This is a genomic window from Ensifer sesbaniae (genome assembly GCF_013283665.1).
In the GTDB taxonomy this organism is placed as follows: Bacteria; Pseudomonadota; Alphaproteobacteria; order Rhizobiales; family Rhizobiaceae; genus Ensifer; species Ensifer sesbaniae.
This window is the reverse complement of record NZ_JABEKU010000002.1, coordinates 1,217,647-1,243,392: the sequence shown is the minus strand read 5'-3', so window position 1 is coordinate 1,243,392 and position 25,746 is coordinate 1,217,647. Positions and strand designations below refer to the sequence as shown.

The following is a 25,746-nucleotide window of genomic DNA, read 5'->3' as shown; positions in this document are numbered from 1 at the left end:
TCTCCGAAGTGGAACCGGCGGAGTGGGATGCAAGAGTTTACGATCCTGAAATCGCGGCCAACGAGAGCATGCTACAAGAGACCGGGTTACGGAGCTCTGGCGCAGTCGTAGTGCTTCTGTAATGGGCCCTTGCTCGTCAAGTCCCTCCGTGATCATCACGCCGCCAGGATCATGCTTCTGTCCGTGGTCAGCACCAAGACTGCCACACCATGCCATCAGATCCTTAAGCCGGCAGGTCAATCTAGGACGCGTGATTTGCCGAAGCCTTCACAGCACTACTCCCGACCTTGCCAAGCCCTCGTCCCAGCGACGGGACCTCGGAGAAGCAGCGCCGTCGGCGGCCTGCTTCGGTAATCTCATCTCGCCTTTACGGGGCGACAGTATCCTTACCCCAACGGAACGCGCTGACGTCAACCCACATGCGGTGAAGGACGGTCGCGAGTTTGCGGGCGAGCGCCACCTTGGCTCGCTTCATACCGCGCCGCTTCGCCACGTCCAGCGCCCAGCGCTTCAGGGCAGAGAACCGCGTGGCACGCGTCAGCATGATATGCGCCGCTTCATAAAGCGCAGTGCGCACCATGGCATCGCCGACCTTGGTTACTCCGCCGTCGATGTCGGTCTCTCCCGACTGGTATTTCTTGGGCGTCAGTCCAAAATACGCACCGACGGTGCGGGACTTTTCGAACCGACCCGGATCGTCGACTGCCGAGCGATAGGTAATGGCTACCAAGGCTCCAACACCAGGGGCGCTCATCAGCCGTTGGCAGACAGGATCGGCGCGGGTAATCTTCAGCATCGCGCGATGCAGCCGGGTAAACTCGTTCCACAATGCACCCCGTGCCTGCAACATCGCCCCGATCACCGTCCCAAGCATCTCATGGCCTTCGATCAATTCGCGAATGCGCGCCTCGAAACGGCCCCGGCTCACCTCGCCAACCTTGAGCCCGTAACCCCGCAGGATCCCGCGGATGCTGAGCTCGACATCAAGCAGTTTGGCCTGCAAAAGCTTGCGACCGACCAAAAGCGCCCGAACGTCTTGGGCATTCGCAGACTTCGCATGCACTGGGCGGTACCAGCCCATGCGCAGCAATTGTGCAATCCCGCGAGCATCCTTGCGGTCTGTCTTCACGGTCATCGCTGACAGCGCCGCCTTCACATGCCGCGTCTCCAGCAACACCACATCCTGGCCCGCCTCGACAAGTGCAGCGCGCAGCCACTGCGATAATGGTCCTGCTTCCAGGCCGATCGTGACGATCGGCAGCTCCAGATCGGCAAAAAGCTGCAACAGCGCTTCAGGCTCGCTCGCCACTTTCACCTCACGCACGATCTTGCCCGACCCATCCACGACGCAGATGCTGCTCTGTTCCAGCGACACATCAATTCCTGCATAATAGTCCATGGTTGTCCCTCGCTTGATGCTTGGGGCCGAGATCATCGGACCCCGTTTCAACATCATCACTCTGAGGGACAGCCACCTTCTTGGCTATGCGAGGAGTGCCGGCCCATTACGGCATCTAGACCGAGCAAGGGCTCTGATCAGTGGACCCCGCCAACGCCTGTACAGCGCTTTTGGATGGAGAGGGGATCCCGTACAAAACCCCTTTCGCTGAGTTCACGCCTCTGCGAAAGTCTCAAGCTGCCGAAAAGCGGCGCCGTCTTTTGACAGCCGGGTTGTTGCGGACCGGAGAGTCTCATTGACTCTGCCCTTTCCGCGTTGGAAATAAGCCTGATAGTTGCAGAGGGAACAGCCATGGCAGACGACAACAATATTGAGACCGTCGAGACGACGACCACCCCGGCGGAAATTGCGCCGCCGAAAAAGCGCCGGGGCCCGAAGCCGAAGAACGTCGCTGCGGAAGCGACCGCCGAAGCCCCAAAGGAAGATGGTGTCAAGACGCGAAGGGGACGCCGGAAGAAATCCGCGACGTCGGCCGAAGGCGTGACCTCTGTCGCGACTGGCGGCAAGACCTCGGCAAAGAACAGCGCCAAGGGCGCCGGAAAGACCCGAGCGCCGAAGCAAACCATCGCAGCGGCAGCTCCGGTCCTTGACGACATCGCGGACCTGCTTCAGCTCGAAGAAGAGAATGCACGACTCCGTAAGGCGCTGGCCGAAAAGCTGCGGGCCGAGAACGCGGACCTGCGCAAGCGGCTCGGTCTTTCCTGATCGTTTTCGGTGATAGCCGATCGGTCTGCGCGATCGGCCTCCTCCTACATTTTGGTGGCTTACGGTCCCAGCAATGGGTGCCGACGCCATCGCGTGAGATGAGGGCGCACGATGAAGTCACCCTGGAAATACCTGGCCGGTTTGACGTCTTTTGGCCGGACAATCAAGGAGCCTGCGAGCCCGCCGGAAGCTGAAAATTCGAAGCCGGACGAACCATCGTTCGCTCGGGAAGAGGGCATTCCGGCACCCTTGGATCGGAGCGACGACGGTGCAAGCGCGACGGTTGACGGGCCGGACACGTCGGCTGACCCGACCGGTAACCTCGTTGTCCCGGTCGAAATAGTCGAGCAGGTGTCCGCGGCCATTAGGGTCGATTCGCCGCGCGCCGACGATCACGCGTCGGAACGCGCACAATCGGCGCAACCGAGAAAAGTGCAGCGGCGCGTCAGGAAGCCAAGCGCAAGGCCAGTTGCTGTGGTTGCAGCGATGCAGCCGAAGGAAGCATCCGTCGTCGTGCGGTCGCCACCGACGTTGTCCGACGAAGTTGCTGCTCTGGATGAAGAGGTCCGGCAGCTCAGGCGGCAGCTCACAGAAAAGCTGCGGCTGCAGAACAAGCAGCTTGCAGGATTGCTGAAGCGGTTTGACAGATCGTGATTCGAGCGCGCTTTTCGACGATCGTTTGACCGAGCACGACGAACGCAACATTGAAGTGGCATAGCATCCACACGTTCCCCGCCATGTCTTCCATTCCCGCCTTTATCTCCGAATTGATCAGAGCCGCCAATGAGATCGAGAAGCTGACACCGCACGAGATGAGCCGTCTTCTTGACCGGTCTGTCGACACGATCCGCGATATGCGCGAGCAGACTGGAAGGGTTGGTAGTCGGCGCGCGAGGGACGTGCTGGTCGATTTGCAGGTTGCGTCGTCGCGCGCCCGAGATTTGTCACCAGAGGACGCGAGAGATACTCTTCTCGATGCGGCGGACCTCATCCGGGCGCTGCGGATCATGCAAGACGGTGAGGAATGAGCTCCGGTATCCGTTCAAGCGCGATTTCAGCCCAAATACCGTCTCCATTCGTGGTTCTCACAGTCGGGGTTGCGCATCTCGCTCCTATCCGCCCGACCGAGTGACGCCGGAAGCATAATGTTGCCGCTTACACATCTTGTTGCCGTCTCAAGGCTTCCTATCTGAACTAGCAGCCTCGACACGGAGCGCCGAGATGGATCAACAAGGTAGACAAACGGTCTCCGACCATCCAATCGAAATCATACCGCCGAAGCGCGACAACAGGAGCGCGCGCGACACCGTCACCTGCCTCTGTTGTCAAAAGAAGCGCCCAGCGACGAGCATGGACTCAGACGGTTGTGGGATCTGTGAAGAGTGCCTGGCGTCCTGACGCTGTCAGCGTGCGCAGATCGCGTCTAGTTCGCTATCGTCGACGCTGTGCCTGGTTCAAGCAGCAGCAATCTGTCCTTCGCCGCACAAGATCAAGTGGTCTGTTTTTCTCGCCGCGTCCCCGTCCGCGGGCGATATCCGCGCCGCAGCTTGCGGCGCGCCAAATCAAGGAAGAGGCCGACCGCGTCTTCTTCGCGCGAAAACTGATGCGCCGCCGTTTGTCCGCGCGCGCCAATCCGTCCCCGCGACGTGTGAGGCAGATTTTGCCGAAGAGGTTGCTGCCGATCTCGAGCGAATAGAAGCGCGCCATGTTCTTCGTCGTGTCCTTGCGTTCGATGTAGAGGCGATAGGGCTGCGTGATTATGCGCGCAGAGCCGAGACGCTGACTTCCGGTTTCAGCAGGGGACGGACGTCATTCCAGAGCCCGAGCGCAAAGGGGCTGGCCGGGTCGCCAACTTTCGCCGGAAGGATCCCGATTGGCCGGGTGAGGAGAGCGTTGATCGCCGCGGTTTTCGCGACCTCTCGTTCGCGCGCCAGAATCGGCGCAGAGTGCGTTCGGGGAGATTTCGTCGCGTCCGCTTTCCGACCCATCGCAGCCCCCGCCAATCCAGGATGTCACGCTTTAAGAACCCGCTTGTGCCGGGGCGGTTTGTGCGGCGAGCCATCGATCGCGCGGTTTGCAGCTCGAAGGGCGCGGTGACAGGTGAATGAAAACGGCGTTGTCGCGCTCAACGGGTCGCCGGCGCAGTAAAGCTGCATCGGCTTGACACCATCGCTGACCTCGAAGGTCAGCTTGGCGGCCCCGTCGATGGCGACGTGTTCTGAAACCTTCCTGACGATGACGGAGAACTTGCCCGCCGTCATGTGCGTGCGATCGCCATCATCGACGTCCCAGAGCTGGACGAAGATTTCCGACCAGGCTTCTGGATTGGCTCCGCAATCCAAGGCAGAGAATTGGCCGGCCTTGACCTCGGTGACATGGTAACCCGGGCGGACAGCCTTGCCGTCGTATTCGAAGACGAGCGGCCTGAGGGCCACTTGTCCAAGTTTTTCCAACAGGGCGCCAAGGGTGATGTGAGCGGGCGCGTATCGGGTATTGTCTATAAGCGTCATCTGCGCTACTCCATGATTCAATATTTCAAGGATTATTGAATCATGGAAGAGCGTCAAGCCCTCCTATCCTTTGCGGCCCTGTCGCAAGAGACCCGCCTCGGCATTGTCAGAACGCTCGTCGTGGCCGGCCCCGACGGCATGGCGGCTGGTGCGATCGCGGAGGCGATGGCCGTTTCACCATCAAATGTCTCCTTCCACCTGAAGGAGCTGGAGCGAGCCGGATTGATCGCGCAAAGGCGTGAATCGCGCTCGATCGTCTACAGCGCGAACTACGATGCACTGTCCGGTCTCGTGAAGTTCCTGATGGAGGATTGCTGCGCCGGGCACGCCCGCGTGCGCGCCCTCCTCGAGCAGGACGACAATTGCTGCTCGCCCTCGTCCGCGACCGCTGAAGGCGGGAATGTCTAAGATGAAGCCCGACGCTCCCGCGGCAACAACCGTTCCGCTCACTCCCGCCATCCCGGCGCGCATCGTCGCCGCGCTTGGCCTCACCCAGATCATCGGTTACGGCACGCTCTACTACAGCTTCAGCATCCTCGCGCCGGGCATGGCAAGCGACCTCGGGCTCAGTGTCGAGCAGGTGTTCGGCGTCTTCTCCGCGTCACTTTTCGTGGGCGGGCTTTCGGCGACTTTCATCGGCCGCTGGATGGATCGCTTCGGCGCAGCGATGATTATGACCGTCGGCTCGGTCCTTTCCGCGGTGGCCTTGCTCCTGTGCGCCTGGTCTCCATCGATCGCGGTGTTTGCCGCTTCGGTCGTCCTCCTGGAGGTGGCCTCCGGCATGGTGCAATACCAGGCGGCCTTTGCGACCCTCGTCGAAAGCCGTCCGCGGGCCGCCGCGCGCAGCATCACCTATCTCACCTTGATCGCCGGCTTTGCCTCGACACTCTTCTGGCCGATCGCCGCAAACCTGCGCGAACACTTCACCTGGCGCGAAATCTACGTCGCCTACGCTGTTCTCAATTTGCTCGTCTGTTTCCCGCTCCATTATCGGATCATGTGCGGCAGAGGGTCCGAAGCGAGCGCACTTGCACGCGAGGATCGGGAGGTGGTCGTCGGCGCGTTGCCGGCCGAGGTCAGGCGGCGTGGACTGCGTCTTGTTTCCCTGGCGTTTGCGCTGCAGGGATTCGCGCTTTCCGCGATGCTGACGCATATGGTTCCGATGCTCGGAGCCATCGGCTTCGGAACGGCGGCCGTGGTGATCGGCTCGTTGTTCGGGCCTGCGCAGGTTCTAAGCCGGCTGATCAACATGGCGTTCGGCAAAAATGTGTCGCCGCCCGCACTCGCGACCCTCTCCGCCGCATTGATCGTCACGGCGGTTGTCATCCTCAGCCTGTCGGGAACCTGGCTGCCCGGGGCTGCAGCCTTCGCGATCTGCCTTGGCCTAGGGTCCGGCATCAACAGCATTGCCCAGGGCTCGCTGCCTCTGTGGCTGTTCGGGTCGTTGGGCTACGGCGCGATCACAGGCCGCATGGCCGCCACCCGGTTGGCGTCAGGCGCCGTGGCCCCCTTCGTCCTCTCCGTCCTCATGGAGCGTTTCGGGATCGATGTTGCCTTGACCGTCAGTGCCTTGCTCGGTGCGGTCGGCGTCGCAGCATTCGTCGCGGTGACGGCGGCCGCGAAGCGCGCGGCCGCTGTGACGCCATGAGGACCGGCGCCGCCCGTGTTATCGATAAGCGAAATACATAACAATACCGCCGATCAGCTGTGCGAGCCCGACCACGATGCAGGTGCCGATCAGGACGGGCTTCCACCAGGGTTTGGTCCAATCGATCTTTTGCTTTTGTATTCCCTCACTCACTCATCGGCCATTGTCGCTGCTTGCGGGCAAAAGCGTGGTCAGATTGATTTGAGCTTGACGCGCTGTTCCAGCTTCTCCGAGGTCTCCTTGCGTTCGCTGTAGCGCTCGACGAGATAGGCCGATGCATCGCGGGTCAGCAGCGTGAACTTCACCAGTTCCTCGCAGACATCGACGACCCGGTCGTAGTAGGAGGACGGCTTCATGCGACCGTTTCCATCGAACTCCTGGTAGGCTTTGGCGACCGACGACTGGTTCGGGATGGTGATCATGCGCATCCAGCGCCCGAGCAGGCGAAGCGTGTTGACGGCATTGAAGGACTGTGAACCGCCCGACACCTGCATGACAGCAAGCGTCTTTCCCTGCGTCGGCCGGATAGAGCCGATCGACAGCGGAATCCAGTCGATCTGCGCCTTCATGATCCCGGTAATCGCCCCGTGCCGTTCCGGACTCACCCATACCTGGCCCTCCGACCACGCCGAAAGTGCGCGCAGTTCCTGGACCTTCGGATGGCTGACCGGCGCGTCGTCCGGAAGCGGCAGCCCTGAGGGATCGAAGAAGCGCACCTCGGCCCCAAAGTGTTCGAGCAGGCGTCCGGCCTCCACGGCCAGCAATCGGGAATAGGACACCTGGCGGACCGAGCCGTAGAGGATCAGGATGCGCGGCGGGTGGCTCGAGAACGGCGGCCGAAGCGCGTCGAGATCGGGCTTCTGAAGATGGCGCAGATCGGCGGCAGGAAGATCAGACAATACGTCGGCCCTCGTCATCGAGAATCTTCTCGCCGTCCTCCTTGACGAACGCGGCCTTGAAGGCGTCGGCAGACAGGATGTCGAGAACCGCCTCCGATGGCCGAGCCAGCCGCGTGCCCATCGGGGTGACGACGAATGGGCGATTGATGAGGATAGGATGCTCGAGCATCGCTGTCAGGAGCTGGTCGTCCGAGAGAGTTGCGTCATCAAGGCCGAGGTCCAGATAGGGCGTTCCTTTTTCGCGGATCGCCTCGCGAACAGAGAGCCCGGCGTCGCGGATCATCCGGGCAAGCTCATCCCGGCTTGGTGGCGTCTTCAGATACTCGACGACAGTCGGCTCGATGCCGGCGTGGCGGATCAGCGCCAGCGTGTTGCGCGAGGTCCCGCAGGCGGGGTTGTGGTAGATGGTGACGTCCATGGTTATTCGGTTCCCTTGGCCATGATTGCCGCTGTTGAGGTGTTTCGCTCGGTGAGCATCCAGCCTACGATGACCGTGGCGACCAGCGCACCGAGGACCTCGGCGCCGACGAAAGCTGGGACATCCGTCGGACGGATGCCCGCAAACGTGTTGGAGAAAGCGCGGGCCACAGCCACCGCAGGGTTCGCGAACGACGTCGAGGCCGTGAACCAGTAGGCCGCTGTGATGTAGAGGCCGACGAGCCATGGGATCGCGTCACCACGGAAGCGAAGTCCCGTCAGGATCGTGAGCACAAGCCCGAACGTGGCGACCACTTCAGCAATCCATTGGCCTGAGCCGGTGCGGACGGCTTCCGACAGTTGTAGCAGCGGCAGGTCGAACATCGCGTGAGCGATCACCGTCCCGACGATGCCGCCGGTGATCTGCGCAAGGACGTAGAGCGCCGCGGCAGGTACCTCGATCTCTCGCCGTGCCGCAAACACCATGGTGACAGCAGGATTGAAGTGGGCGCCGGAGATCGGGCCGAGAATGCTAATCAGCACGACGAGGATAGCACCCGTCGGTATGGTGTTGCCGAGCAGCGACACCGCGACGTCGTCAGAAAGACGGTCGGCCATGATTCCGGAGCCGACGACGGTGGCGACCAGGATGGCCGTGCCGAGGACTTCCGCGGCTAGGCGGCGCTTGAGATCGAATGCCATGTTTCAGCCGGCCTTCTGAATGTTGCGGCCGATCTCATCGAGCCTTTTCTGCAGCGCGAGCTTGTCGAGGCTCGGCATCGGCAGGCTCACGAAGATCGAGATGCGATTGTTGAGCATGCGGTAGGTCTCGGCGAAGGCGAAGTGCCGCTCGGCCTCGCTGCCTTCGGCCGCGGCGGGATCAGGCACGCCCCAATGCGCCGTCATCGGCTGCCCCGGCCACACGGGACAGGCCTCGGCGGCGGCGTTATCGCAGACGGTGAAGACGAAATCCATTTGCGGTGCGCCGGGTGCAGCGAATTCGTCCCAAGCCTTCGAACGGGCGAAGGACGTGTCGTAGTTCAGCCTCTTGAGGAGTTGCAGGGCAAACGGATGCACTTCCCCCTTCGGTTGCGAGCCTGCCGAATAGGCGTTGAACTTGCCCATGCCAAGCCTGTTGAGGATGGCTTCGGCGATGATCGAGCGGACGGAGTTGCCCGTGCATAGAAAAAGGGCGTTGTAGACTTTGTCGCTCATGGGCGCTCTCCAGTTTGGCTCAACAGGCCTGCGTCTCCTCCCCAGGAGCGCAGCAGGGGGTCAGGTCGGAAATCAATGGCGCGCAGAGACTGGCGTTGCCGCCGCAGCAGTCCTGCAGGAGGTAGACCATGACGGCGCGGAACCGATTGAGGTCGACGTGGTAGACGATCGAGCGGCTGTGCCGCTCGCCCCGCACCAGTCCGGCCTGCGACAGTGTCGCAAGATGCGCCGACATGGTGTTCTGCGGCACGTCGACGAGCTTAGCCAGTTCGCCCGCCGGCACCCCTTCGGGTTCGCGTTCGACCAGCAGGCGGAACGTGCGTAGGCGCGTTGGCTGGGCAAGGGCAGCAAGCGCTGCAATTGTCTGATTATCATCCATATATCCAGAATAATGGATGTATATGACAGTTCAATGACATGACAGTATTTTGAACCGTTCCCTTGGGACGGCGTCACCCGTGGCTCTCGTCGCCGCGGGCATCGGGATCAGCACTTTCTCTATCGCCGACCGGACCGCGGTTTCGACGGGGCGGCCGATGAGGAGCCTCTCTGATGCGTAAGTAGGCGCCCAGGACGACTGGGAGTTCGGCAGCCGGCGGTCCGGCTCGTCGGGAGGCGTTGCCCTCGCCGCTCCAGCGTTGTTGCGATATGGGCGATCAAGGGGGCATGCCCACCTGGCGCCAGAATCAACCGCCGCCCGATGGCGACAACAACGTCGTCTTCTGTCGTCAGCCAATCGACCGGCTGCTCGGCCAGGCGTTCCATGCACCGAATACGCGCCGCTGTGGACAGGCCGGTCAGGTTCGATGTGGCATAGATGCCGGCTGAGGCTCGCAGGTCCTGCAAGCGCTGAACGAGGTTGCCTCTGGCCAGAGATCCGGTGATCGCTTCCAAGCGGCAGATATCATTGATGCAACGGTCGAGCCGCCTTGTCGCAGCACGGACAGCGACATTCGACGCACGCCGCAAGTAGAAGCCACAGTTATCGCAGAAATGTTGCGGGACGAGCTCGCCCTGGTCGAAGGCCGCGATGCGATTGGCGCAGGAAGGGCATCGGTCACGCAATCCGCCCGTCTGGTTTTACCATGAGCTGACTGCACAGGACCCGTCCATCCTTGTCGGTATCGGCCGCTTCGAAGCGAGCCTTGCCGGCCGCCATGAACTCCGCCTTGCTGACCTTGCCGCTCTTGTCGTGGTCCATTTCAGCGAACCGGATCTTCTTGCGCTCCTGCATCGCCTTTTGCCGTGCCTCATTGAAGCCTCGTCCAGGCCCCATGCGCAAACTCATATATTCGTCCTCGGTCAAATCACCGTCGTCATCACCATCCATCGCGGCAAACACCGATTCCCGTCATCGCTGATCATGCCGTCATCATTGGTGTCGATGGCGCCGAGACGCTGCATCATTCCAGGGCCAGGACCCTGTCGCCAACCTCATCGCGGTCCGAAGTCGTCGTCGGCGAGCGTCTGCCCTGACAACATCCCAAGGGTCAGCACTACAATCATGGAAGGCTTGTACATCGCTCTGCTCCTGCTCGGTGAAAATCAACGTTATGTCGCTGACCGGCATTGGGCATTGATCGACATCAACGACGGACCGACTGGCCGACAACGAGCGGCTCTATCTGGGCCGCCTTCCGGACCTTCTTACCGCGCGATGAGCGCTGTGACCGTTCAGAGGCCCTCGATTACGCGCTCCAGCATCGACCGCACCTGCTTGGCCGCCTCCAAAAGCGTTGGATTGCCGATCGCCTGCATGGAGGCAACAGGATCGATGGCGGCGACCTCGATCTTGCCACCACCGGCATCCTGTATGATGACGTTGCACGGCAGCATCGTCCCGACCTTATCCTCGATGTTGAGCGCCTCATACGCCATGCGCGGGTTGCAGGCACCGAGGATTCGATAAGGACGGAAGTCCACGTCGATCTTCTTCTTAAGGGTCTCTTTGACGTCGATGTCGGTGATGACGCTAAAGCCGGCGGCCTTCAACGCGCCCGTCGTTCGCTGTACCGCCTCGTCAAAGCCGCATGACAATGTTTTTGCGAAGTAGTAGCTCATTGGACTTCCCTTCGTCGGTTTTCATCGACGCATTTCAGCCTGCTTCGAAATGATCTCCTCGGTGCGCGTGAGATCAAGCCGCAGCAATTTGGCCCACGGCCCTGTAGATCATGTAGCCGGCAACCACGAAGATCAGTGAGGCGAACAGGCTATTGAGCACGCCTTTCCTGGCTGAAAGATGGGCCGCGACAAACGCGCCGAACGCTCCGCCTGCGACACCGCCGAGGATGAAGACGGCAGCCAGTGCCCAATCGACATAGCCGGAAAGAGCGTAGTTGATGGCTGTCGTCAGCCCGAGCGCGGTGACGGCGACGAGCGAGGAGCCGATGGCGTTGATGATTGGCATTCCTGTCGCGGCAATCAGTCCGGGGACGATGAGGAACCCGCCGCCAATGCCGAAGAACCCCGACAGGATACCGGTCATGCCGCCGAAACCCAGGACTTTCGAGGCGTTCTCGGGACTGCATTGGGCGCCCGGATTGCCTTCGGCATCTCGCCGCTTGAACATCAGTGCGCCGATGACCAGCATCAGGAGGGCGAACAGTATTAGCAGGTGCTGACCGTTGACCATTTTGCCGAGCGTGGAGCCGAGGAACGCGCCCACGACGCCGGCGGCACTGTAGACGGCGGCACATCGCCATTTGACGTTGCCGAGGCGAGCATGGCCGACAAGGTTCGTAAAAGCGTTGGCGGCGACGGCGAGCGCACTGGTGCCGATCGCCAGATGCGCGCTCGGCACGCCGACGAGATAGACCATCAGCGGGACGGCAAGGATCGAACCACCGCCACCGAAGAGCCCGAGAGTGAAGCCAACCAGGACGCCGGACAGCCCTCCGAGCAGATATTGTAGAGCATCGAGATACATGAATGTCCTTGGGGTGCTATGCGGCCTCGGCCTTGAGTTCCGGCGATGCAAGCCATTCGCGGCCCTTAAGCATCGCGTGCCAATAGATCGGCGGCATGGCTTCGGCCTTCAGATAGCAAGCCAGCGTCGATGGTTTGGTGCCGTCGATGAGCCACGTCGGAAATGTCGGCAGGAGTTTGCCGCCGTAGCCGAACTCCGCGAGCACGATCTTGCCGCGCTCGACCGTAAGCGGGCAGGACCCATAACCATCATAGGCGGCCGGCATCGTTCGCCCGTCCATGACCGCGAGAAGGTTCTCGGCCACGATCGGTGCCTGCTTGCGGGCCGCGGCCGCGGTCTTGGCATTCGAGGTGGCGGCGCCATCGCCGAGCGCGAAGATGTTGGAGAAACGCTTGTGCTGCAGACTCGTTTCGTCGACATCAATCCAGCCGCCTCCGGCAGCAATCGGGCTCTCGCGGACAAAATCCGGGGCAACCTGCGGCGGACAGACGTGAATCATGTCGAACTCGCGTGTGACTGTCGTTGCCTGCCCGTCGGCGCCGGTTACGGAGAACGTGGCCACCTTGGCATCAGCGTCGACGGCTGTCAGGTGCGATCCAAAATTGAGGTTCGCCCTGTAGCGCTTCACATATTTCATCAGCGCCGGCACATAGTCCTTGACGCCGAACAGCACCGGAGCTGCTGTGTGGAACTCTGTGGCGATGTCGTTGATGCGACCCTGCCGGTACCAATGGCCTCCCGAGAGATACATCGCCTTTTGCGGCGCGCCGGCGCACTTGATCGGCATGGGCGGCTGCGTGAAGAGCGCACGCCCTCCTTTCAGGTTCTGCACGAGTTGCCAGGTGTAGGGCGCCGCGTCGTAGCGATAGTTCGACGTCACGCCATTGCGGCCGAGCGATTCCTCAAGGCCTTCGATTCCGGACCAGTTGAGTTTGAGGCCGGGGGCGGCCACCAGCATGCGGTAGCCCAACCGGCGGCCATCGCTCAGGACAACCTGGTCATGTTGCGGATCGAACTCGGTGACGGCCGCCTGTTCCCAGCGGATGCCGGACGGTATGACCGATCGCATTGGGCGAACGGTATCGGCCGGCTTGAAGATGCCGCCGCCGACCATGGTCCAGCCTGGTTGATAGGCATGTCGATCCAAGGGGTCGACGATGGTTATGTTGCGAAAGGGACGCCGCTTCAGCAGGCTCGTAGCCGCTGCAATGCCGGCGGCGCCTCCACCGACCACGAGTACGTCGCACGCGGCTGAGACACATTTTGTGGTTCGCCGTTGAGACCCCTCCAGGCGCGAGCGAAGCGCGTTAAGGTCGTAGCCGGCTTCCGCTGCGGTCGCCATCACATGCTCGACACTGGTCGTCTCGGCCGTCGACAGGGCCCAAAGCGTCGCCGAGCGCGTGCCCGATCGACAGTAGGCAAGAATTGGCTTTGGTAGAACCGCCAAGGCTTCGCGGAAGAGGGCTATGTCGTTGTCTGTGATGTTTGAACCGATGACCGGAATGTGGCGGAAGTCGAGGCCCGCGCCCATGGGGGCCTGGCAGACGTCAGCGCCGGTGGATTGGTCGGCTTCCTCGGCATCCGGTCGGTCGCAGATGATGGATTTGAATCCGAGCGCCGCTAGCTCGTTCGTATTCTCAAGCCCGATCTGCGGTGACACGCTGATCGTGTCATCAATCTTGCGGATGTCCATGCTGTTCTTCCTCCTCATCGAAAATTGTAATTCGGAAGGCGCCGGCCGAGCGAAAAGCGATAGGCCGACATCCCGACCAGCATGGCCGCGACGAACAGGGCAGCCTCCCACCGCCCTGTCGATAATGCAGCAACGGCGGGACCGGGGCAGAAACCCACCAGCCCCCAGCCAAGCCCGAACAGGGCCGCGCCAGTCACCAGTTTCCAGTCGATCGAGGCATTCGCCGGCACAAAGAACCGGCTGTCGAGCAAGGGCGCCGAGTGGCGGCCGCGGATGATGTAGGCCACGGCGGAGGGGATCAGCGCACCACCCATGACAAAGGCCAGCGACGGATCCCAGTTGCCGGCGACATCGAGGAAAGCCAGCACGCGTGCTGGATTAATCATGTCCGAGATCACCAGGCCGGTCCCGAAGATGAGGCCGCAGATAATCGATGCTGCGATGCGGGCAGTCATGACTGGACTCCAAGAAGATGGCGCGTGACGAAGACGGTGACAGCCGCGATGGCCATGAAGATCGCCGTCGCCGCGATCGAACGTGGCGAAAGACGAGCTAGGCCGCAGACGCCATGACCGCTCGTGCAGCCCGATCCGAGCCGTGTGCCGTAGCCGACGATCAGTCCGGCAACGATCAGCAGCGCGGGCGAGGAGGTGATGGTGATGTGGGGTTGTCGGATGAGGTGGGACGCGAGCCACGCGCCGGCGATGATGCCGGCGAGAAAGCCCAGTCCCAACTTGCTGATGCCGTCATGTGTCAGGCCTGCCGCAGCGGCCGCAAGACCGGAAATCCCGGCGATCCGTCCGTTCAGCAGAAGGTATAGCCCAGCCGATATACCGATCAGAAGGCCGCCGGCGAGCGGCCAGAGATAGTTGATTTCAATCATCGCGCTCACAACACGTTCACGGGGATTTTCAGGTACTGCACGCCGTTGTCCTCAGGCGGTGGAAGTCTGCCGCCGCGCATGTTGACCTGCACCGATGGCAGGATCAGGTTCGGCATGGAAAGCGTCGCGTCCCGCTCGTTGCGCATCTTGACGAACGCATCTTCGTCAACGCCCTCGTGCACGTGAACATTGCCGGTCCGCTCTGCGCCGACGGTGGTCTCCCAGGCATATTCATCGCGGCCAGGCGCCTTGTAGTCGTGGCACATGAACATCCGGGCCTCGTCCGGCAGACGCGTCAGGCGCTGAATCGAGCGATAGAGTTGGCGGGCGTCGCCGCCCGGAAAGTCGCAACGCGCGGTGCCATAGTCCGGCATGAACAGCGTGTCGCCGGCGAACACTGCATCGCCGATGATGTAGGCGAGGCAAGCGGGTGTGTGTCCCGGTACATGCAAGACGGTCGCTTCGAGGCGGCCGACCTTGAACCGGTCGCCGTCCCGAAAGAGCTGATCGAACTGGCTGCCGTCCCTTTGGAATTCGCTACCGGCATTGAAAATCTTGCCAAACACTTCCTGGACCCGGATGATCTCGCGACCAATCGCCAGCGCGCCACCGAGTTCCGCCTGCAGAAACGGAGCTGCGGACAGATGATCCGCATGGGCGTGCGTCTCCAGAAGCCACTGCACTTCGAGATTTTCGGATTTCACGTAATCGATGAGCGCGCGCGCCGAAGCGTTCATCGTCCGGCCGGCGGCCGGATCGTAATCGAGCACGCTGTCGATGACGGCGCAGGCGTTCGAGCCCGGATCGCGAACGACGTGGCTGATGGTGAATGTGGCGGGGTCGAAGAAGGATGTGACGGCGGGGCTTTTCGATGTGTCGTCTTGGGCGGCGAGGATGACGTCGCGAGCGTGGGAGAGTGCGGTGTCCGACATGGTTAACCTCCTGGTTGGACCCACTACATATATATTTACATTAAATATGCAAGTATGTATTTAATGGAATCGTGAAAACTTCTGAGCTATAGGCGAAGAAGCATGGCCGATCAGGAGATTTGGAATGGACGACACCGATTCAGGGATCGAGGTGCGATCTCTCAGGATCAACGATATCGCGCCTGGCTTCTCGGCTCGATCGACGACGGGAGAGCTGTCGCTTGCCTCCTATCGTGGCCGCTGGGTCCTGTTCTTTTCGCACCCGGCGGATTTCACCCCGGTTTGCACGAGCGAATTCATAGCCTTGGCACGTGCAAAGGGGAGGTTTGCGGCACTCGAGTGCGAACTGTTGGGTCTCTCGGTGGACAGCCTGTACGCGCACGTTGCCTGGCTGCGCGATATCGAGCGGAGCTTCGGAGTAAGGGTGGATTTCCCGGTGATCGAGGATCCGTCGATGGCGATTGCACGAGCCTATGGCATGCTCGACAGTGCCTCGCCGAGCAGCGCCACGGTCCGGGCCACCTATGTCATCGATCCTGAAGGCGTCATCCGCGCCATCGTCTGGTATCCCATGAATGTCGGCCGGTCCGTGGACGAACTTCTGCGCCTTGTCGAAGCCTTGCAGGCGTCCCTGGAGGAAGGCGCATCCACGCCAGAGGGCTGGCGGACTGGTGATCCGCTCGTCGAGGCAGCGGCAACGACCATGGAGGAGGCGGAAACGGCCAGTGGGTCGAAGGGCGCCTGGTACTATCGGGAACGGGTCGCATGATGAGGAAAGACAATCCCGTCGAAGCATTGCAGGACAAAGCAGCCGAGGCGGCCGAATTCATGCGGTTGTTCAGCACACCAGGCCGCCTGATGCTGCTCTGCCATATCGCTCAGCAAGAACGGTCAGTCAGCGACATCCAGAATGATCTTGGGCTGAAGCAGCCGGCACTTTCGCAACAACTTGCGGAACTGCGCCAGGCAGGCCTGGTCAAGACGCGTCGGGAGTCGCGCACGATCTACTACTCCGTTGCCGATGAACGGGTCGAAGCGGTCATGGGCCTGCTCCTCGACCTCTTCTGCGGCACCGACCGCTATCCGCAATCCTCGCGCGACAGGCAACCTGCGCCTTTATCGTCGTCAGACACCGCGCGGAAGGCGGATATCGGCGAAGCGGCGCAGTTCGCGCGGTTGGATCCGGCGCGGTAGGCTATACCTCGGCCACGTCGAAGGGGCCGCCACAATTTGCCAGCCATGTTGGCCAGCAGTGGGAAAATCAGCACCGTAACGAAACCGACATGGATTGCGCGCACGAGCTGGCTCGGCGGGTCGACAAAATGGGCCGCCGTGGCGATCTGAAACATGGAAAATAGGAAAGCGATTGCAAAGAGCAGGCGGCCTTCGCTTGTCGCGGGAAATGCGCCCGCGAGCGCGTCGTGTTTGTTGAGATCGACGGTCGTTCTGCCGGCCGGTGCATCGTTGTCGTGCATCATTTCCTCCCGAAATATCCGCTGGAAGAGGACGTCCATGCGGCAATCCTCCGTCGTCGCATGGACGGTCTCAAATCCGTCAGAGCAGCCCCTTTTCCTTATAGTAGCGCTCCGCACCCGGATGCAGAGGGATCGGCATGCTCTTCACTGCGTCCTCAAGCTTGATTTTTTCGGCGGCCTTGTGAGCGGCTGCCATGGCCGGCAGGTTCTCGAAAAGCTGTTTGGTCATCTGATAGGCGGTCTCGTCGGAAACCTTGGAATGTGTAACGAGAAAGTTGACGACCGCGACCATCGGAACGTCCTTGTCCTGGCCTTGATAGGTCCCTGCCGGAACTATTGCGGCGATGTAGGGCGCCCCGAGCTTGGCGGCGATGGCCTCAGGCACCGACACCATCTGCACATCGAGCGATGTCGCGAGGTCCTTGAAGGACGAGACACCGAGGCCTGCCGACTGGAGTGTCGCGTCGAGCTGGCGGTTCTTCATTGAAATGCTGAACCACCAAGGGAAACACGTTGCCCCTGGTGAGCCATCGCAACGGGGCCGAGGCCGCCAAGGTTTACTCTCGGGCGCCCGTCCTTCTCAGCAGTTGTGCTCTGCTGCTCCCGCCACCATAAGCCAAAGGATCTGGTAGAGTAGTCGATCCGGGAGATCGAGACCCTCGGAACGGTATCTGCTTGACGGCGGCGAGGGCGGGACATTTGCAACGCCACGCCTGGATTCCGGGAGCCAGCAATGGAAAACGAGAAATCGGCTATTGCCCTTGAGGGGCGAAAACTCACCAAGACCTATCGTATGGGTACGGTTGAAGTTCTCGCCTTGCGTGGCGTGGACGTTAACCTTCGCGAGGGTGAACTGGTGGTTCTGTTGGGGCCATCCGGAAGCGGAAAGTCAACTCTGCTCAACATTCTCGGCGGTCTCGACCCGCCCACCAGCGGCGATGTCCTGTTTCGCGATCAGCGGCTGGCGATGGAGAGTGAACGCGCCCTCAACCTCTATCGGCGCAATCACGTCGGCTTCGTCTTCCAGTTCTACAATCTGATCCCCAGCCTGACGGCCTGCGAAAACGTCTCCCTCGTGACCGAAATTACCAGGAACCCAATGCCGCCCCTTGAGGCCCTGTCGATCGTCGGCCTTGGCGAGAGGCTGGATCATTTTCCGGCACAGCTTTCCGGCGGCGAACAGCAGCGGGTCGCAATTGCCCGAGCGATCGCCAAGCGACCAGACGTGCTCCTGTGCGACGAGCCGACGGGTGCGCTTGATAGCAAGACCGGCATCCTTGTGCTTGACGCTATCCTCAAGATCAATCGCGAGCTTGGAACGACTACCGCGCTCATCACCCATAACGCGGTTATTGCCGACATTGCCAATCGCGTACTCTACTTTGCTGATGGGCGCATTGTCGAAACACGGCGGAACGCCGTCCAACGTGCCCCCGGCGAACTGGCCTGGTGATCATGATGGGCAGTCTCGATCGAAAGCTGCTTCGTGAACTCTGGAGGCTAAGGGCCCAGGTTCTTGCGATTGCGCTCGTGATTGCATCCGGTACTGCCCTGCTCATCATGGCGCTGACCACCATCGAAGCTCTGGAGGAGACGACCGCCGCCTATTACGAGCGAACGCGTTTTGCCGATGTGTTTGCGCAGGTGAAGCGCGCTCCTGAATATCTTGCGCGCGAGATCTCGGATATCCCAGGCGTCCGCGTCGCCGAGACGCGCATCGTCGAAGGCGCCATTCTCGATATGCCGGGCTTTGCGGAGCCGGTCGTTGCCAACTTACATTCGCTGCCTGAACGAAGCTCTCAGCTTTTGAACGTGTTGGTAATCCGGACCGGTCGCCCAATCGACCCGACGCGCGCCGACGAGGTGGTAGTCAGCGAACCCTTCGCCGAAGCCCATCACTTGAGGCTCGGTGACAGCTTCGACGCAGTCTTAAGGGGGCGCAAACGTACGTTGCAGGTTGTGGGCACCGCCCTTAGCCCAGAATTCGTCTACGCTATCGCCCCGGGCGGGCTCATGCCGGACGATGAGCGTTTCGGCATTCTGTGGATGGGTCACGAGGCGCTGGCGGCCGCTTTCGACCTCAAGGCTTCCTTCAACAGCGTCACGCTGAGCCTCCTGCCCGGCGCCGACGAAAGGGACGTCATCCGCCGGCTCGACAACCTTCTGGTTCCCTTCGGCGCCACCGGCGCCTACGGTCGTGCCGACCAGACCTCGAACTGGTTCCTGGAAAGCGAAATCGCCCAACAGAAGAACTTGTCCCGCATCATGCCGACCATCTTCCTGGCGGTCGCCGCCTTTCTGACGAACATGGTGATGGCGCGGCTAATCGAGACCGAGCGTCGCGAGATCGGGCTACTGAAGGCTTTTGGCTACGGCAATTTAGCAATCGGCTGGCACTACGCCAAGATGGTCCTTGTCATCGGCACGCTTGGCATCCTAATCGGCTCACTGGTCGGCGCCTGGCTCGGACACTGGAACACCGAGCTCTACACGAAATTCTACCGGTTCCCCTTCCTGCTCTATCGCCCCGGCCCCGCCGGCTTCGTGATCGCCGGGGCAATCAGTCTAGGTGCGGCGCTCGCCGGCAGCCTCGCCGCGGTCCGTCGCGCCGTCCGGCTCCCGCCTGCGGAAGCCATGCTGCCCCCTTCCCCGCCCATCTATCGTCGTACCTGGGCATCGCGGACCGCGCTCGCCGGTGCGCTAGACGAGCCGTCGCGCATGATATTAAGACGCATCATCAGGTGGCCAGTCAGGGCGCTTCTCGCCAGCCTCGGCCTTGCAATGTCGATGGCAGTGCTAATCATGGCACTGCAATGGGTCGACGCTATCGATTCCCTTGCCGAAACAGTCTTCGAACGTGGGCAGCACCAGGACGCGACCGTTGCCTTCAACGACCTGCAACCCATCGACACAGTTGGAGACTTCGAGGGGCTGCCCGGTGTCCTGGCGGCGGAACCCTACCGCTATGCTTCGGCGCGCATCAGTCACGGGCACCTTGTCGAGAGACAAGGCATAATCGGCGTCCCGCCCGGTGCAATCCTCAGTCCCGTCTTCGACGTCGATCGCGGTCCGATCGAGGTCCCGCCCGGCGGACTCATGGTATCGCGCAAGCTCTCCGAGCTGCTTCACGTAAGCGCCGGCGATACCGTGAGCGTTGAACTCCTGGAAGGGCGCCAGGCGCGATTAAGCCTTCCGGTAGCTCAGGTCTTCGAAACCCATCTCGGCACTCCCGCCTACATGGACATGTACGCGCTGAACCGGATAGCGGGCGACGGTCGCGTCGTGAGCGGACTGCATATCCTCGTCGATGCCCCGAGCCGCGCGACGTTGTTGGCAAAACTGAAGGACATCCCCAACGTCGCGGCGGTGCTCTTCCGGCAGGCTGCAATCGACACCTTCTACAAGACCATGGGCGAAACCATCTTTATCTTCATCGGCTTTTTCGTCGCCTTCTCGATGACCCTCTCCGTCGGCGTCACCTATAACTCGATCCGCATTGCACTATCCGAACGGGCGCGAGAACTCGCGACGCTGCGCGTGCTCGGTTTCAGTCGTTGGGAAATCTCCTACATCCTGCTCGGCGAAGTCGGCATTCTGACGTGGGTCGCCATCCCGCTCGGCGCGGCGATCGGCTACGGCCTCGCATGGTACATGACCAGCGCCTTCGAGACGGAACTCTACCGCGTGCCGCTCGTCCTGCGGGATTCGACCTACGGCAAGGCGGCGTTGATCGCGCTTGCTGCCACGCTTGTCTGCGCTGCGGTCGTGCGGCGGCGGCTCGATCGTCTGGACCTGATAGCGGTGCTGAAGACAAGGGAGTAGGCTGATGAGCATTGCGAAGCGCAGGGTGGCAATCTGGGGCAGCCTGCTCGCCCTTCTAGCGGCCGGGATCGGCTATGCATTGCGGCCGCAGCCAATTCAGGTCGATCTCGCCACCGCCGAGACCGGCGTGTTGCGCGTCACCCTCGACGAGGAGGGCGAAACACGGGTACGCCACGTCTACACGCTTCACGCGCCGTTGCGCGGCCAGTTGCAGCGCATTACCGCCGAGGCCGGCGACGTCGTTGAGGCCGGCGAGACTCAACTCGCACAAATCGAAGCCGCGCCACCCGCCTTCCTCGACGTGCGGACCGAGGCGGAGCTGCAGGCGGCGGCCGAGGCGGCGCGAGCAGCCCACAACCTTGCTGCCGCCGAACTCAATAAGGCTAAAGCCGATCTGACCTTTGCCGAGGGGGAGCGCGCTCGCGCTCGACTGCTGATCGAACGTCGGACGATCTCGCAGCGCAGTCTGGAAGATGCCGAGCGTGCCTACAATGTCGCACAAGCCAATCTCGCGACAGCTGAAGCCGCCCTGAAAGTGCGAGAGTACGAGCTTGCTCAGGCGCAATCTCGCCTGCTGTCGCGCCAGGAGATCAGGAGCCTGCGTGAGCCATGTAACTGTATGCCGGTTACGGCGCCAGTGAGCGGTGTCGTTCTTCAGGTATTGCGCCGCAGCGAAGGCGTGGTGGAAGCGGGAACGCCGCTGCTCGCTATAGGCGACCCAACGGATCTTGAGATCGCTGTCAACTTCCTCTCAGAGGACGCAGTGCGGATCCAGCCTGGCCAGCAAGCGATCATTACCGGCTGGGGTGGAGAAGATCTCAATGCAGTCGTGCGGCGCGTCGAACCGTTCGGGCAGACCGAAGTCTCGGCGCTCGGGATCGAGGAGCAGCGCGTTGATGTTATCCTCGATTTTGTTTCATCTCCGGAACGCTGGCGTTCGCTTGGCCATGGTTATCGGGTCGACGTGCGCGTCCTCCTCTTCGAGGGGGAAATTCTTATGCTGCCACTCGGTGCGCTGTTCCGGCAAGGCGAAGAATGGGCCGTCTTCATCGCGGATGAGGGAAGGGCACGTATCCACACTGTTGTCGTTGGACACCGCAACAACCTAGCGGTTGAAATTCGCGAGGGCATTCGACAAGGGGATAAAGTCGTTCTCTATCCGAGCGACCGGATCCGGGATGGCGTGGCTATTGTTCAGCGTTAAAGAAAGGGATCAAACGATCGCGCTCCAACCCTTATGATGCTTCCTGTGAACAAGATTAATGGCACAATTCTTTTGCTCGCTGGTTTCGGCAGACAAAGCACGGCGTCGCACCTGAAAGAGGCTTTCGTACAGCTCGAAAGAGTGACAGCGGCGGACTTGTTGTCGTGTCGGGGCGAGGTGCCCGAAACGTTCACCGCCGTGCAGTTCCCGGCGCGCGCCTATGCTCATTCATCCTTATGAGGACTGTAGAATTCGAGCAGTCCCGCAACCCCTGGAAGATCCTGGGTTCTCTCCTGTCTGTCACATTGGGCGCTGGAATTCCACTCTTGCTTCTTCGACCGAAGCCCTGATCTCGCATCCCCAGGCATGGTCATTGATGAGCCCCATCGCCTGCATGAAAGCGTGAACGGTGGTTGGTCCCACGAAGGACCACCCACGCTTTTTCAAATCTCTCGATAGCGCAACTGAAGCTGCGGAAGTCGATGCAGTCTGCGGTTCGGCGCAATCTTCCCGTCTCGGCTCGAAGCGCCAGATATAGCTGGCGAAGGAGCCCTCCGCCTTGACGGGCTCTTGCGCACGCTTCGCATTGTTGATGACTGCATTGATTTTGCCACGATGTCGTACAATTCCCTCGTCGCTCAAGGGTCGATCGATGTCGGCGTCGTTGAATTGTGCGATGCGATTGAAATCGAAGGCCCAAAAGGCAGACCTGAAGTTCTCGCGCTTGGCGAGGATTGTTCGCCAACTCAAGCCCGACTGAAAGCCTTGGAGGCAGAGCCCTTCGAGAAGACGAAAATCGTCGGAGACCGGAAAGCCCCACTCGGCGTCATGGTAATGAAGAAACTCGGGTGCGGTCGCGCACCACCGGCAGCGCAGCCGCCCGTCATGACCCAGGACAGTTCCGCTCATCGATTACTCTTTCAGAAAAATAAGCCGTTCATCAACGCGGCCTGGCGTGACTTCGTGGATATCGGCGCTCACCACTCGCTCTGCCAAGAAAGGATCCTCCTGAACCAACGCTTCGAGGCTTTTCCGATCAATATTGTGGGCAAGGTGTGTCCCGCCCGCGTTCGGCTGGAGGCTGCCTGCAAGAAGAAAAGATTGGATGATTGGGGCTCCGGCGGTCGGAGCGTTGCTCTCCTATATGTTAGTCGAACGGTGCTGTTGCTTTGCAGTAGGCCAACGTGTGGTAGCTGGCATGACCCGCTCAAGTTTCACCTGTGCTGCATCGATGCGGCGCCCTCTCGCTGCTTGACCGCAAACTCTTCCTCGGGCGAATAAACCAGCGTCTTGCGGCCGTAGACGGCGAAATAGAGGATTGCGAGGGCGTACCAGATAGCCACCCCGATGATGCCTTTCTGATAGAGTGGATCGGTGAGCTGGAAGAAGATCGTGACAAGTGCAATGACCACGGTGAGCGCCGCGCCCGGCACACCGAACGGACTACGATATGGCCGTTCGATATGCGGGAAAGCGCGCCGCAGTTGAATGAAGGTCAGCCCCTGCAGGAGGTAGGAGAACATTGCACCGAATACCGCCATGTTCAGAAGCACGCCCCCGATGAATGACCCCGCCAACTCACCTCCTTGAGTGAACCACACGACCAACATCACAAGGTAGCCTACCAGCGCACCGGCGACCAACGCAGTGTTGGGCGTCTTGTGTTGTCCGTGCGTCACCGACAGGAAATGTGGAAAATAGCCGGCGCGCGAAAGCGAATATATCTGCCGCCCGAAGGCGAAGATGATCGCGTGGAAACTGGCAATCAGCCCAGCGACTGCGAACAGTGCGAGAATCTTAGCCCATCCGGCCCCATAGATCGCGCGGAAGCCATCGAGGATTGGCTCGCCCGAAGAGCCGAGCTTGAAGGCACCGTCTGGAATTGCCGGATTGATAATCAGCACCAGGAAGCCTGTGGCAATCAATGTGAACATGCCGAGCATGATGCCCCTCGGCATATCACGCTTTGGTTCGACGGACTCTTCGGCGGCGAGCGGTAGTTGTTCGATGGCAAGAAAAAGCCATACGGCGAAGGGCATTGAGGCCAGCACACCATAGACGCCGAACGGCAGGAACGGCCCACCGCCATCCGGGAGCTCCGTGATCGCGCCAGTCGCCGGGTCGACGCTGATATTCATTGCATATTTTCCGAAGTCGATGAACGGAATCGCGCTTACGAAAAACAAGCAAAGGATCGCCAGCGCGACCAGCGTGACGACCATCGTCACCGCGAATGAAAGCTCGACGCCCCGAACATTGAGGCCGACGAAGATAATATAGCCGATCAGCCACCAGACCGGTTGGAAGCTTTGTGGTGTCTCAAAAATTCCGGTGAGGTATGCGCCGATAAAGAACACAACCACCGCCGGCGTGAGTACATATTCGATATTCTCCGCTACGCCGGTTATGAAGCCACCCCACGGCCCGAAAGCAGTTCGCGCGAAAGAGTACGCGCCGCCTGTATGCGGCAGAGCAGGACTCATTTCGGCGATAGAATAGGTAAGGCCGAGATACATCATCGTGATAAGAATGGTGCCGACGAACATCCCGCCCCAGCCACCCACTGCAAAACCGAGGTTCCAACCTGAAAAGTCGCCGGAAATGACAGCGCCCACGCCGAGGGCCCAAAGTGAAAAGACGCCCGCGTGGCGCCTCAATCCTCGCCTTTCGAAGTACTCTTGACCGGGCACGTGGTAGGTTACGCCGCCCTCGTGCTCCCTGCTATCATTGGCCATGACCGTGCCTCCCGATCAGAGTAAACGTGTACGCGGAAACGCGGTGCGACGAAGCGGAATTAGGTTGGTATGAGCCGTCGCCGGACAAGTTCACCTTTCGAGGACTTTATGCAAAGAAAATCTCAATTACGCCGCAGCTTCCGCAGCACTTCAAAAACAACTTCACGCCTAACCAGCTGATTTGTCAAATGTTGGTCGTTTCCTTTGCGCGGAAAATGAGAAACTATAAACGCATGATAGCGCGCTCGTGGTACAGAAGCGCGATTTGGTACTGAGATAGTATTAAAAGGACGCTGCTTCTGCTTCGATAGTTAAGAATCAGCGCGCTATACAAATATAATTTCGCCTGACCCCGACAGCCGCTTCGGTTTACGCTGGATTCGTGACTCAGGCAAAGCTGTGATATCCTACTCGATCGGTAGCAATCCGACGAATACACTGCAGGGGAAGTAAATTTCCCCTGAAGCGGGCGCTGCAGCTGGGCATATGCCTGGGCGCGAACTGTAGAACAGTGGGAGGCGACAATGGAGCATCAAACACGAGAACGGCTTCAGAGGATAGCCGATGTCCATACAAATATGCGTCGCGCATTGACGCGGGGCGAGCGTCTAGCTCGATGGGTAGAGCTCTTGGAAAGAACACCTGATCGGTACCTCAACACGCTTTCGGAGACCGAGTACCGACCGGCTGCAATACGGGATGGGATGCGAAGCGACAATTCTCCCCTTACCGTGGCCTTTGAGGATTCCGTCCTGCGCGCTGACGGTCTTGGTGGTGATACTTACGGGGAGACAAAGCGGTTCTTCGAGTTGAGCGACCTGGATATGCATCAGCTTGTGTGCAGTTGCCATTCTGGAGCTACGGTGCGCGCCGCGGTTGTCGCCGAATGCGTTCGTGAAGTGGCTGCACCGGGTCCCGGATTGTTCGCCATGCTGTTGAACGCGATGATGATTTTTCGAGTCTAGGTAGGTAGCGCTGAAATGCTCCATCGGAAGAGGGCGCTGACCGAGGCGAGCTTGAGCACTGCTGCCTTGCCTCCCCGGAAGTGCCTACCAGATAAGACTGCTACACTCGGCCCGAGTGACTGCGAGCGATCAGCAGCGGCCAGTATTCTTGCGCGGGATATCTGATCCAAGGGAAGTATGGCCCCGACGAGCCGCTGGCGGCGAGGCCATGCAACAATCGGTGCGTAGCACACACGATTTCCCTCCACGTCGAGCCTA

Annotated in this window: 26 protein-coding genes and 4 pseudogenes; 11 read left to right on the top strand and 19 right to left on the bottom strand. The window is 60.8% G+C overall.

Annotated features, from left to right (window positions below; translation table 11 throughout):
* Positions 1-367: 367 nt before the first annotated feature.
* Positions 368-1,399: an IS110 family RNA-guided transposase gene (locus BHMPCIPO_RS23460; protein WP_173519203.1), complete on the bottom strand. Its 1,032-nt coding sequence runs from the start codon at positions 1,397-1,399 to the stop codon at positions 368-370.
* Positions 1,400-1,750: 351 nt separating this feature from the next.
* Here BHMPCIPO_RS23460 and BHMPCIPO_RS23455 point away from each other — a divergent pair, with 351 nt between their 5' ends.
* The 3 genes from BHMPCIPO_RS23455 (at position 1,751) to BHMPCIPO_RS23445 (ending at position 3,192) form a co-directional block, all read left to right on the top strand.
* Entirely contained in the window at positions 1,751-2,164 is a 414-nt protein-coding gene (locus BHMPCIPO_RS23455) for a SyrB-like regulator (RefSeq protein ID WP_173519202.1), read from the top strand.
* Positions 2,165-2,275: 111 nt separating this feature from the next.
* On the top strand, positions 2,276-2,818 hold the full coding sequence (locus tag BHMPCIPO_RS23450; protein ID WP_173519201.1) for a hypothetical protein: 543 nt from the start codon (positions 2,276-2,278) through the stop codon (positions 2,816-2,818).
* Positions 2,819-2,901: 83 nt separating this feature from the next.
* Positions 2,902-3,192, top strand: coding sequence for a hypothetical protein (locus BHMPCIPO_RS23445; RefSeq protein ID WP_173519200.1), 291 nt, complete (start codon positions 2,902-2,904; stop codon positions 3,190-3,192).
* Positions 3,193-3,653: 461 nt separating this feature from the next.
* Here the strand turns inward: BHMPCIPO_RS23445 and BHMPCIPO_RS23440 are convergent.
* The 3 pseudogenes from BHMPCIPO_RS23440 to BHMPCIPO_RS23435 form a co-directional block, all read right to left on the bottom strand.
* Positions 3,654-3,925: pseudogene (locus BHMPCIPO_RS23440) on the bottom strand (WGR domain-containing protein).
* Between the two features lie 2 nt (positions 3,926-3,927).
* Positions 3,928-4,152, bottom strand: a pseudogene (locus BHMPCIPO_RS33000) (hypothetical protein); the annotation flags it as partial.
* Between the two features lie 31 nt (positions 4,153-4,183).
* Positions 4,184-4,674, bottom strand: a pseudogene (locus BHMPCIPO_RS23435) (DUF6428 family protein).
* A 42-nt stretch (positions 4,675-4,716) separates the two neighbouring features.
* On the opposite strand from BHMPCIPO_RS23435, the gene BHMPCIPO_RS23430 reads away from it, so the two are divergent.
* Together BHMPCIPO_RS23430 and arsK are read left to right on the top strand one after the other, a co-directional pair.
* Positions 4,717-5,082, top strand: a complete 366-nt coding sequence (locus tag BHMPCIPO_RS23430) for an ArsR/SmtB family transcription factor (RefSeq protein WP_173519199.1) — start codon at positions 4,717-4,719, stop codon at positions 5,080-5,082.
* Positions 5,075-6,322: an arsenite efflux MFS transporter ArsK gene (gene arsK / locus BHMPCIPO_RS23425; RefSeq protein ID WP_246304516.1), complete on the top strand. Its 1,248-nt coding sequence runs from the start codon at positions 5,075-5,077 to the stop codon at positions 6,320-6,322. The genes BHMPCIPO_RS23430 and arsK overlap by 8 nt, the downstream gene beginning before the upstream one ends.
* Positions 6,323-6,513: 191 nt before the next feature.
* Here the strand turns inward: arsK and arsH are convergent, their stop codons facing one another.
* The 12 genes from arsH to BHMPCIPO_RS23365 all read right to left on the bottom strand — a co-directional run bounded on the left by arsH (position 6,514) and on the right by BHMPCIPO_RS23365 (position 15,287).
* Entirely contained in the window at positions 6,514-7,239 is a 726-nt protein-coding gene (arsH, locus tag BHMPCIPO_RS23420) for an arsenical resistance protein ArsH (protein ID WP_173519198.1), read from the bottom strand.
* On the bottom strand, positions 7,214-7,639 hold the full coding sequence (gene arsC / locus BHMPCIPO_RS23415) for an arsenate reductase (glutaredoxin) (protein ID WP_173519197.1): 426 nt from the start codon (positions 7,637-7,639) through the stop codon (positions 7,214-7,216). The genes arsH and arsC overlap by 26 nt, the downstream gene beginning before the upstream one ends.
* A 2-nt stretch (positions 7,640-7,641) precedes the next feature.
* The gene (locus BHMPCIPO_RS23410) at positions 7,642-8,340 is read right to left on the bottom strand and encodes an aquaporin (protein ID WP_173519196.1); all 699 of its coding nucleotides are present in this window, start codon (positions 8,338-8,340) and stop codon (positions 7,642-7,644) included.
* A gap of 3 nt (positions 8,341-8,343) precedes the next feature.
* Positions 8,344-8,853 (bottom strand): arsenate reductase ArsC, encoded by a 510-nt coding sequence (locus BHMPCIPO_RS23405; RefSeq protein WP_173519195.1) that lies wholly within the window; start codon positions 8,851-8,853, stop codon positions 8,344-8,346.
* Positions 8,854-8,872: 19 nt separating this feature from the next.
* A complete protein-coding gene (locus BHMPCIPO_RS23400) occupies positions 8,873-9,232 on the bottom strand; it encodes an ArsR/SmtB family transcription factor (RefSeq protein ID WP_173519194.1) in 360 nt (119 codons plus the stop codon).
* A 678-nt stretch (positions 9,233-9,910) separates the two neighbouring features.
* Positions 9,911-10,195 (bottom strand): EF-hand domain-containing protein, encoded by a 285-nt coding sequence (locus tag BHMPCIPO_RS33700; protein WP_173519193.1) that lies wholly within the window; start codon positions 10,193-10,195, stop codon positions 9,911-9,913.
* Positions 10,196-10,527: 332 nt separating this feature from the next.
* Entirely contained in the window at positions 10,528-10,914 is a 387-nt protein-coding gene (locus BHMPCIPO_RS23390; RefSeq protein ID WP_173519192.1) for a DUF302 domain-containing protein, read from the bottom strand.
* A 73-nt stretch (positions 10,915-10,987) separates the two neighbouring features.
* Positions 10,988-11,779: a sulfite exporter TauE/SafE family protein gene (locus tag BHMPCIPO_RS23385; protein ID WP_173519191.1), complete on the bottom strand. Its 792-nt coding sequence runs from the start codon at positions 11,777-11,779 to the stop codon at positions 10,988-10,990.
* A 16-nt stretch (positions 11,780-11,795) separates the two neighbouring features.
* Positions 11,796-13,472 carry a bifunctional protein tyrosine phosphatase family protein/NAD(P)/FAD-dependent oxidoreductase gene (locus BHMPCIPO_RS23380; RefSeq protein WP_173519190.1) on the bottom strand — a complete coding sequence of 559 codons (1,677 nt, stop codon included), beginning with the start codon at positions 13,470-13,472 and terminating at the stop codon, positions 11,796-11,798.
* Positions 13,473-13,486: 14 nt separating this feature from the next.
* Positions 13,487-13,927: a DUF6691 family protein gene (locus tag BHMPCIPO_RS23375; RefSeq protein ID WP_173519189.1), complete on the bottom strand. Its 441-nt coding sequence runs from the start codon at positions 13,925-13,927 to the stop codon at positions 13,487-13,489.
* Positions 13,924-14,355, bottom strand: a complete 432-nt coding sequence (locus BHMPCIPO_RS23370) for a YeeE/YedE family protein (protein WP_173519188.1) — start codon at positions 14,353-14,355, stop codon at positions 13,924-13,926. Before BHMPCIPO_RS23370 ends, BHMPCIPO_RS23375 begins: the two co-directional genes overlap by 4 nt.
* Positions 14,356-14,360: 5 nt before the next feature.
* Positions 14,361-15,287, bottom strand: coding sequence for an MBL fold metallo-hydrolase (locus BHMPCIPO_RS23365; protein ID WP_173519187.1), 927 nt, complete (start codon positions 15,285-15,287; stop codon positions 14,361-14,363).
* Between the two features lie 124 nt (positions 15,288-15,411).
* On the opposite strand from BHMPCIPO_RS23365, the gene BHMPCIPO_RS23360 reads away from it, so the two are divergent.
* Together BHMPCIPO_RS23360 and BHMPCIPO_RS23355 are read left to right on the top strand one after the other, a co-directional pair.
* Positions 15,412-16,056, top strand: a complete 645-nt coding sequence (locus BHMPCIPO_RS23360; protein ID WP_173519186.1) for a peroxiredoxin — start codon at positions 15,412-15,414, stop codon at positions 16,054-16,056.
* A complete protein-coding gene (locus BHMPCIPO_RS23355; RefSeq protein ID WP_210266635.1) occupies positions 16,053-16,481 on the top strand; it encodes an ArsR/SmtB family transcription factor in 429 nt (142 codons plus the stop codon). Before BHMPCIPO_RS23360 ends, BHMPCIPO_RS23355 begins: the two co-directional genes overlap by 4 nt.
* A gap of 360 nt (positions 16,482-16,841) precedes the next feature.
* Here the strand turns inward: BHMPCIPO_RS23355 and BHMPCIPO_RS23350 are convergent.
* Positions 16,842-17,246 (bottom strand): annotated as a pseudogene (locus BHMPCIPO_RS23350) (TAXI family TRAP transporter solute-binding subunit); the annotation flags it as partial.
* Between the two features lie 249 nt (positions 17,247-17,495).
* Here BHMPCIPO_RS23350 and BHMPCIPO_RS23345 point away from each other — a divergent pair.
* The 3 genes from BHMPCIPO_RS23345 to BHMPCIPO_RS23335 are packed head-to-tail and all read left to right on the top strand — an operon-like array spanning position 17,496 to position 21,788.
* Positions 17,496-18,215 carry an ABC transporter ATP-binding protein gene (locus BHMPCIPO_RS23345; RefSeq protein WP_173519185.1) on the top strand — a complete coding sequence of 240 codons (720 nt, stop codon included), beginning with the start codon at positions 17,496-17,498 and terminating at the stop codon, positions 18,213-18,215.
* A gap of 5 nt (positions 18,216-18,220) precedes the next feature.
* Positions 18,221-20,584 (top strand): ABC transporter permease, encoded by a 2,364-nt coding sequence (locus BHMPCIPO_RS23340; RefSeq protein ID WP_173519184.1) that lies wholly within the window; start codon positions 18,221-18,223, stop codon positions 20,582-20,584.
* A gap of 4 nt (positions 20,585-20,588) precedes the next feature.
* Positions 20,589-21,788, top strand: coding sequence for an efflux RND transporter periplasmic adaptor subunit (locus tag BHMPCIPO_RS23335; protein ID WP_173519183.1), 1,200 nt, complete (start codon positions 20,589-20,591; stop codon positions 21,786-21,788).
* A 300-nt stretch (positions 21,789-22,088) separates the two neighbouring features.
* Here BHMPCIPO_RS23335 and BHMPCIPO_RS23330 read toward each other — a convergent pair whose 3' ends face one another.
* Both BHMPCIPO_RS23330 and BHMPCIPO_RS23325 read right to left on the bottom strand, forming a co-directional pair.
* Complete coding sequence (locus BHMPCIPO_RS23330) at positions 22,089-22,697, bottom strand: DNA-3-methyladenine glycosylase I (protein WP_173519182.1); 609 nt, start codon at positions 22,695-22,697, stop codon at positions 22,089-22,091.
* A gap of 305 nt (positions 22,698-23,002) precedes the next feature.
* The gene (locus BHMPCIPO_RS23325; RefSeq protein ID WP_173519181.1) at positions 23,003-24,523 is read right to left on the bottom strand and encodes an amino acid permease; all 1,521 of its coding nucleotides are present in this window, start codon (positions 24,521-24,523) and stop codon (positions 23,003-23,005) included.
* A gap of 524 nt (positions 24,524-25,047) precedes the next feature.
* Here BHMPCIPO_RS23325 and BHMPCIPO_RS33890 point away from each other — a divergent pair.
* Complete coding sequence (locus BHMPCIPO_RS33890) at positions 25,048-25,488, top strand: hypothetical protein (protein WP_376741687.1); 441 nt, start codon at positions 25,048-25,050, stop codon at positions 25,486-25,488.
* Positions 25,489-25,746 lie beyond the last annotated feature (258 nt).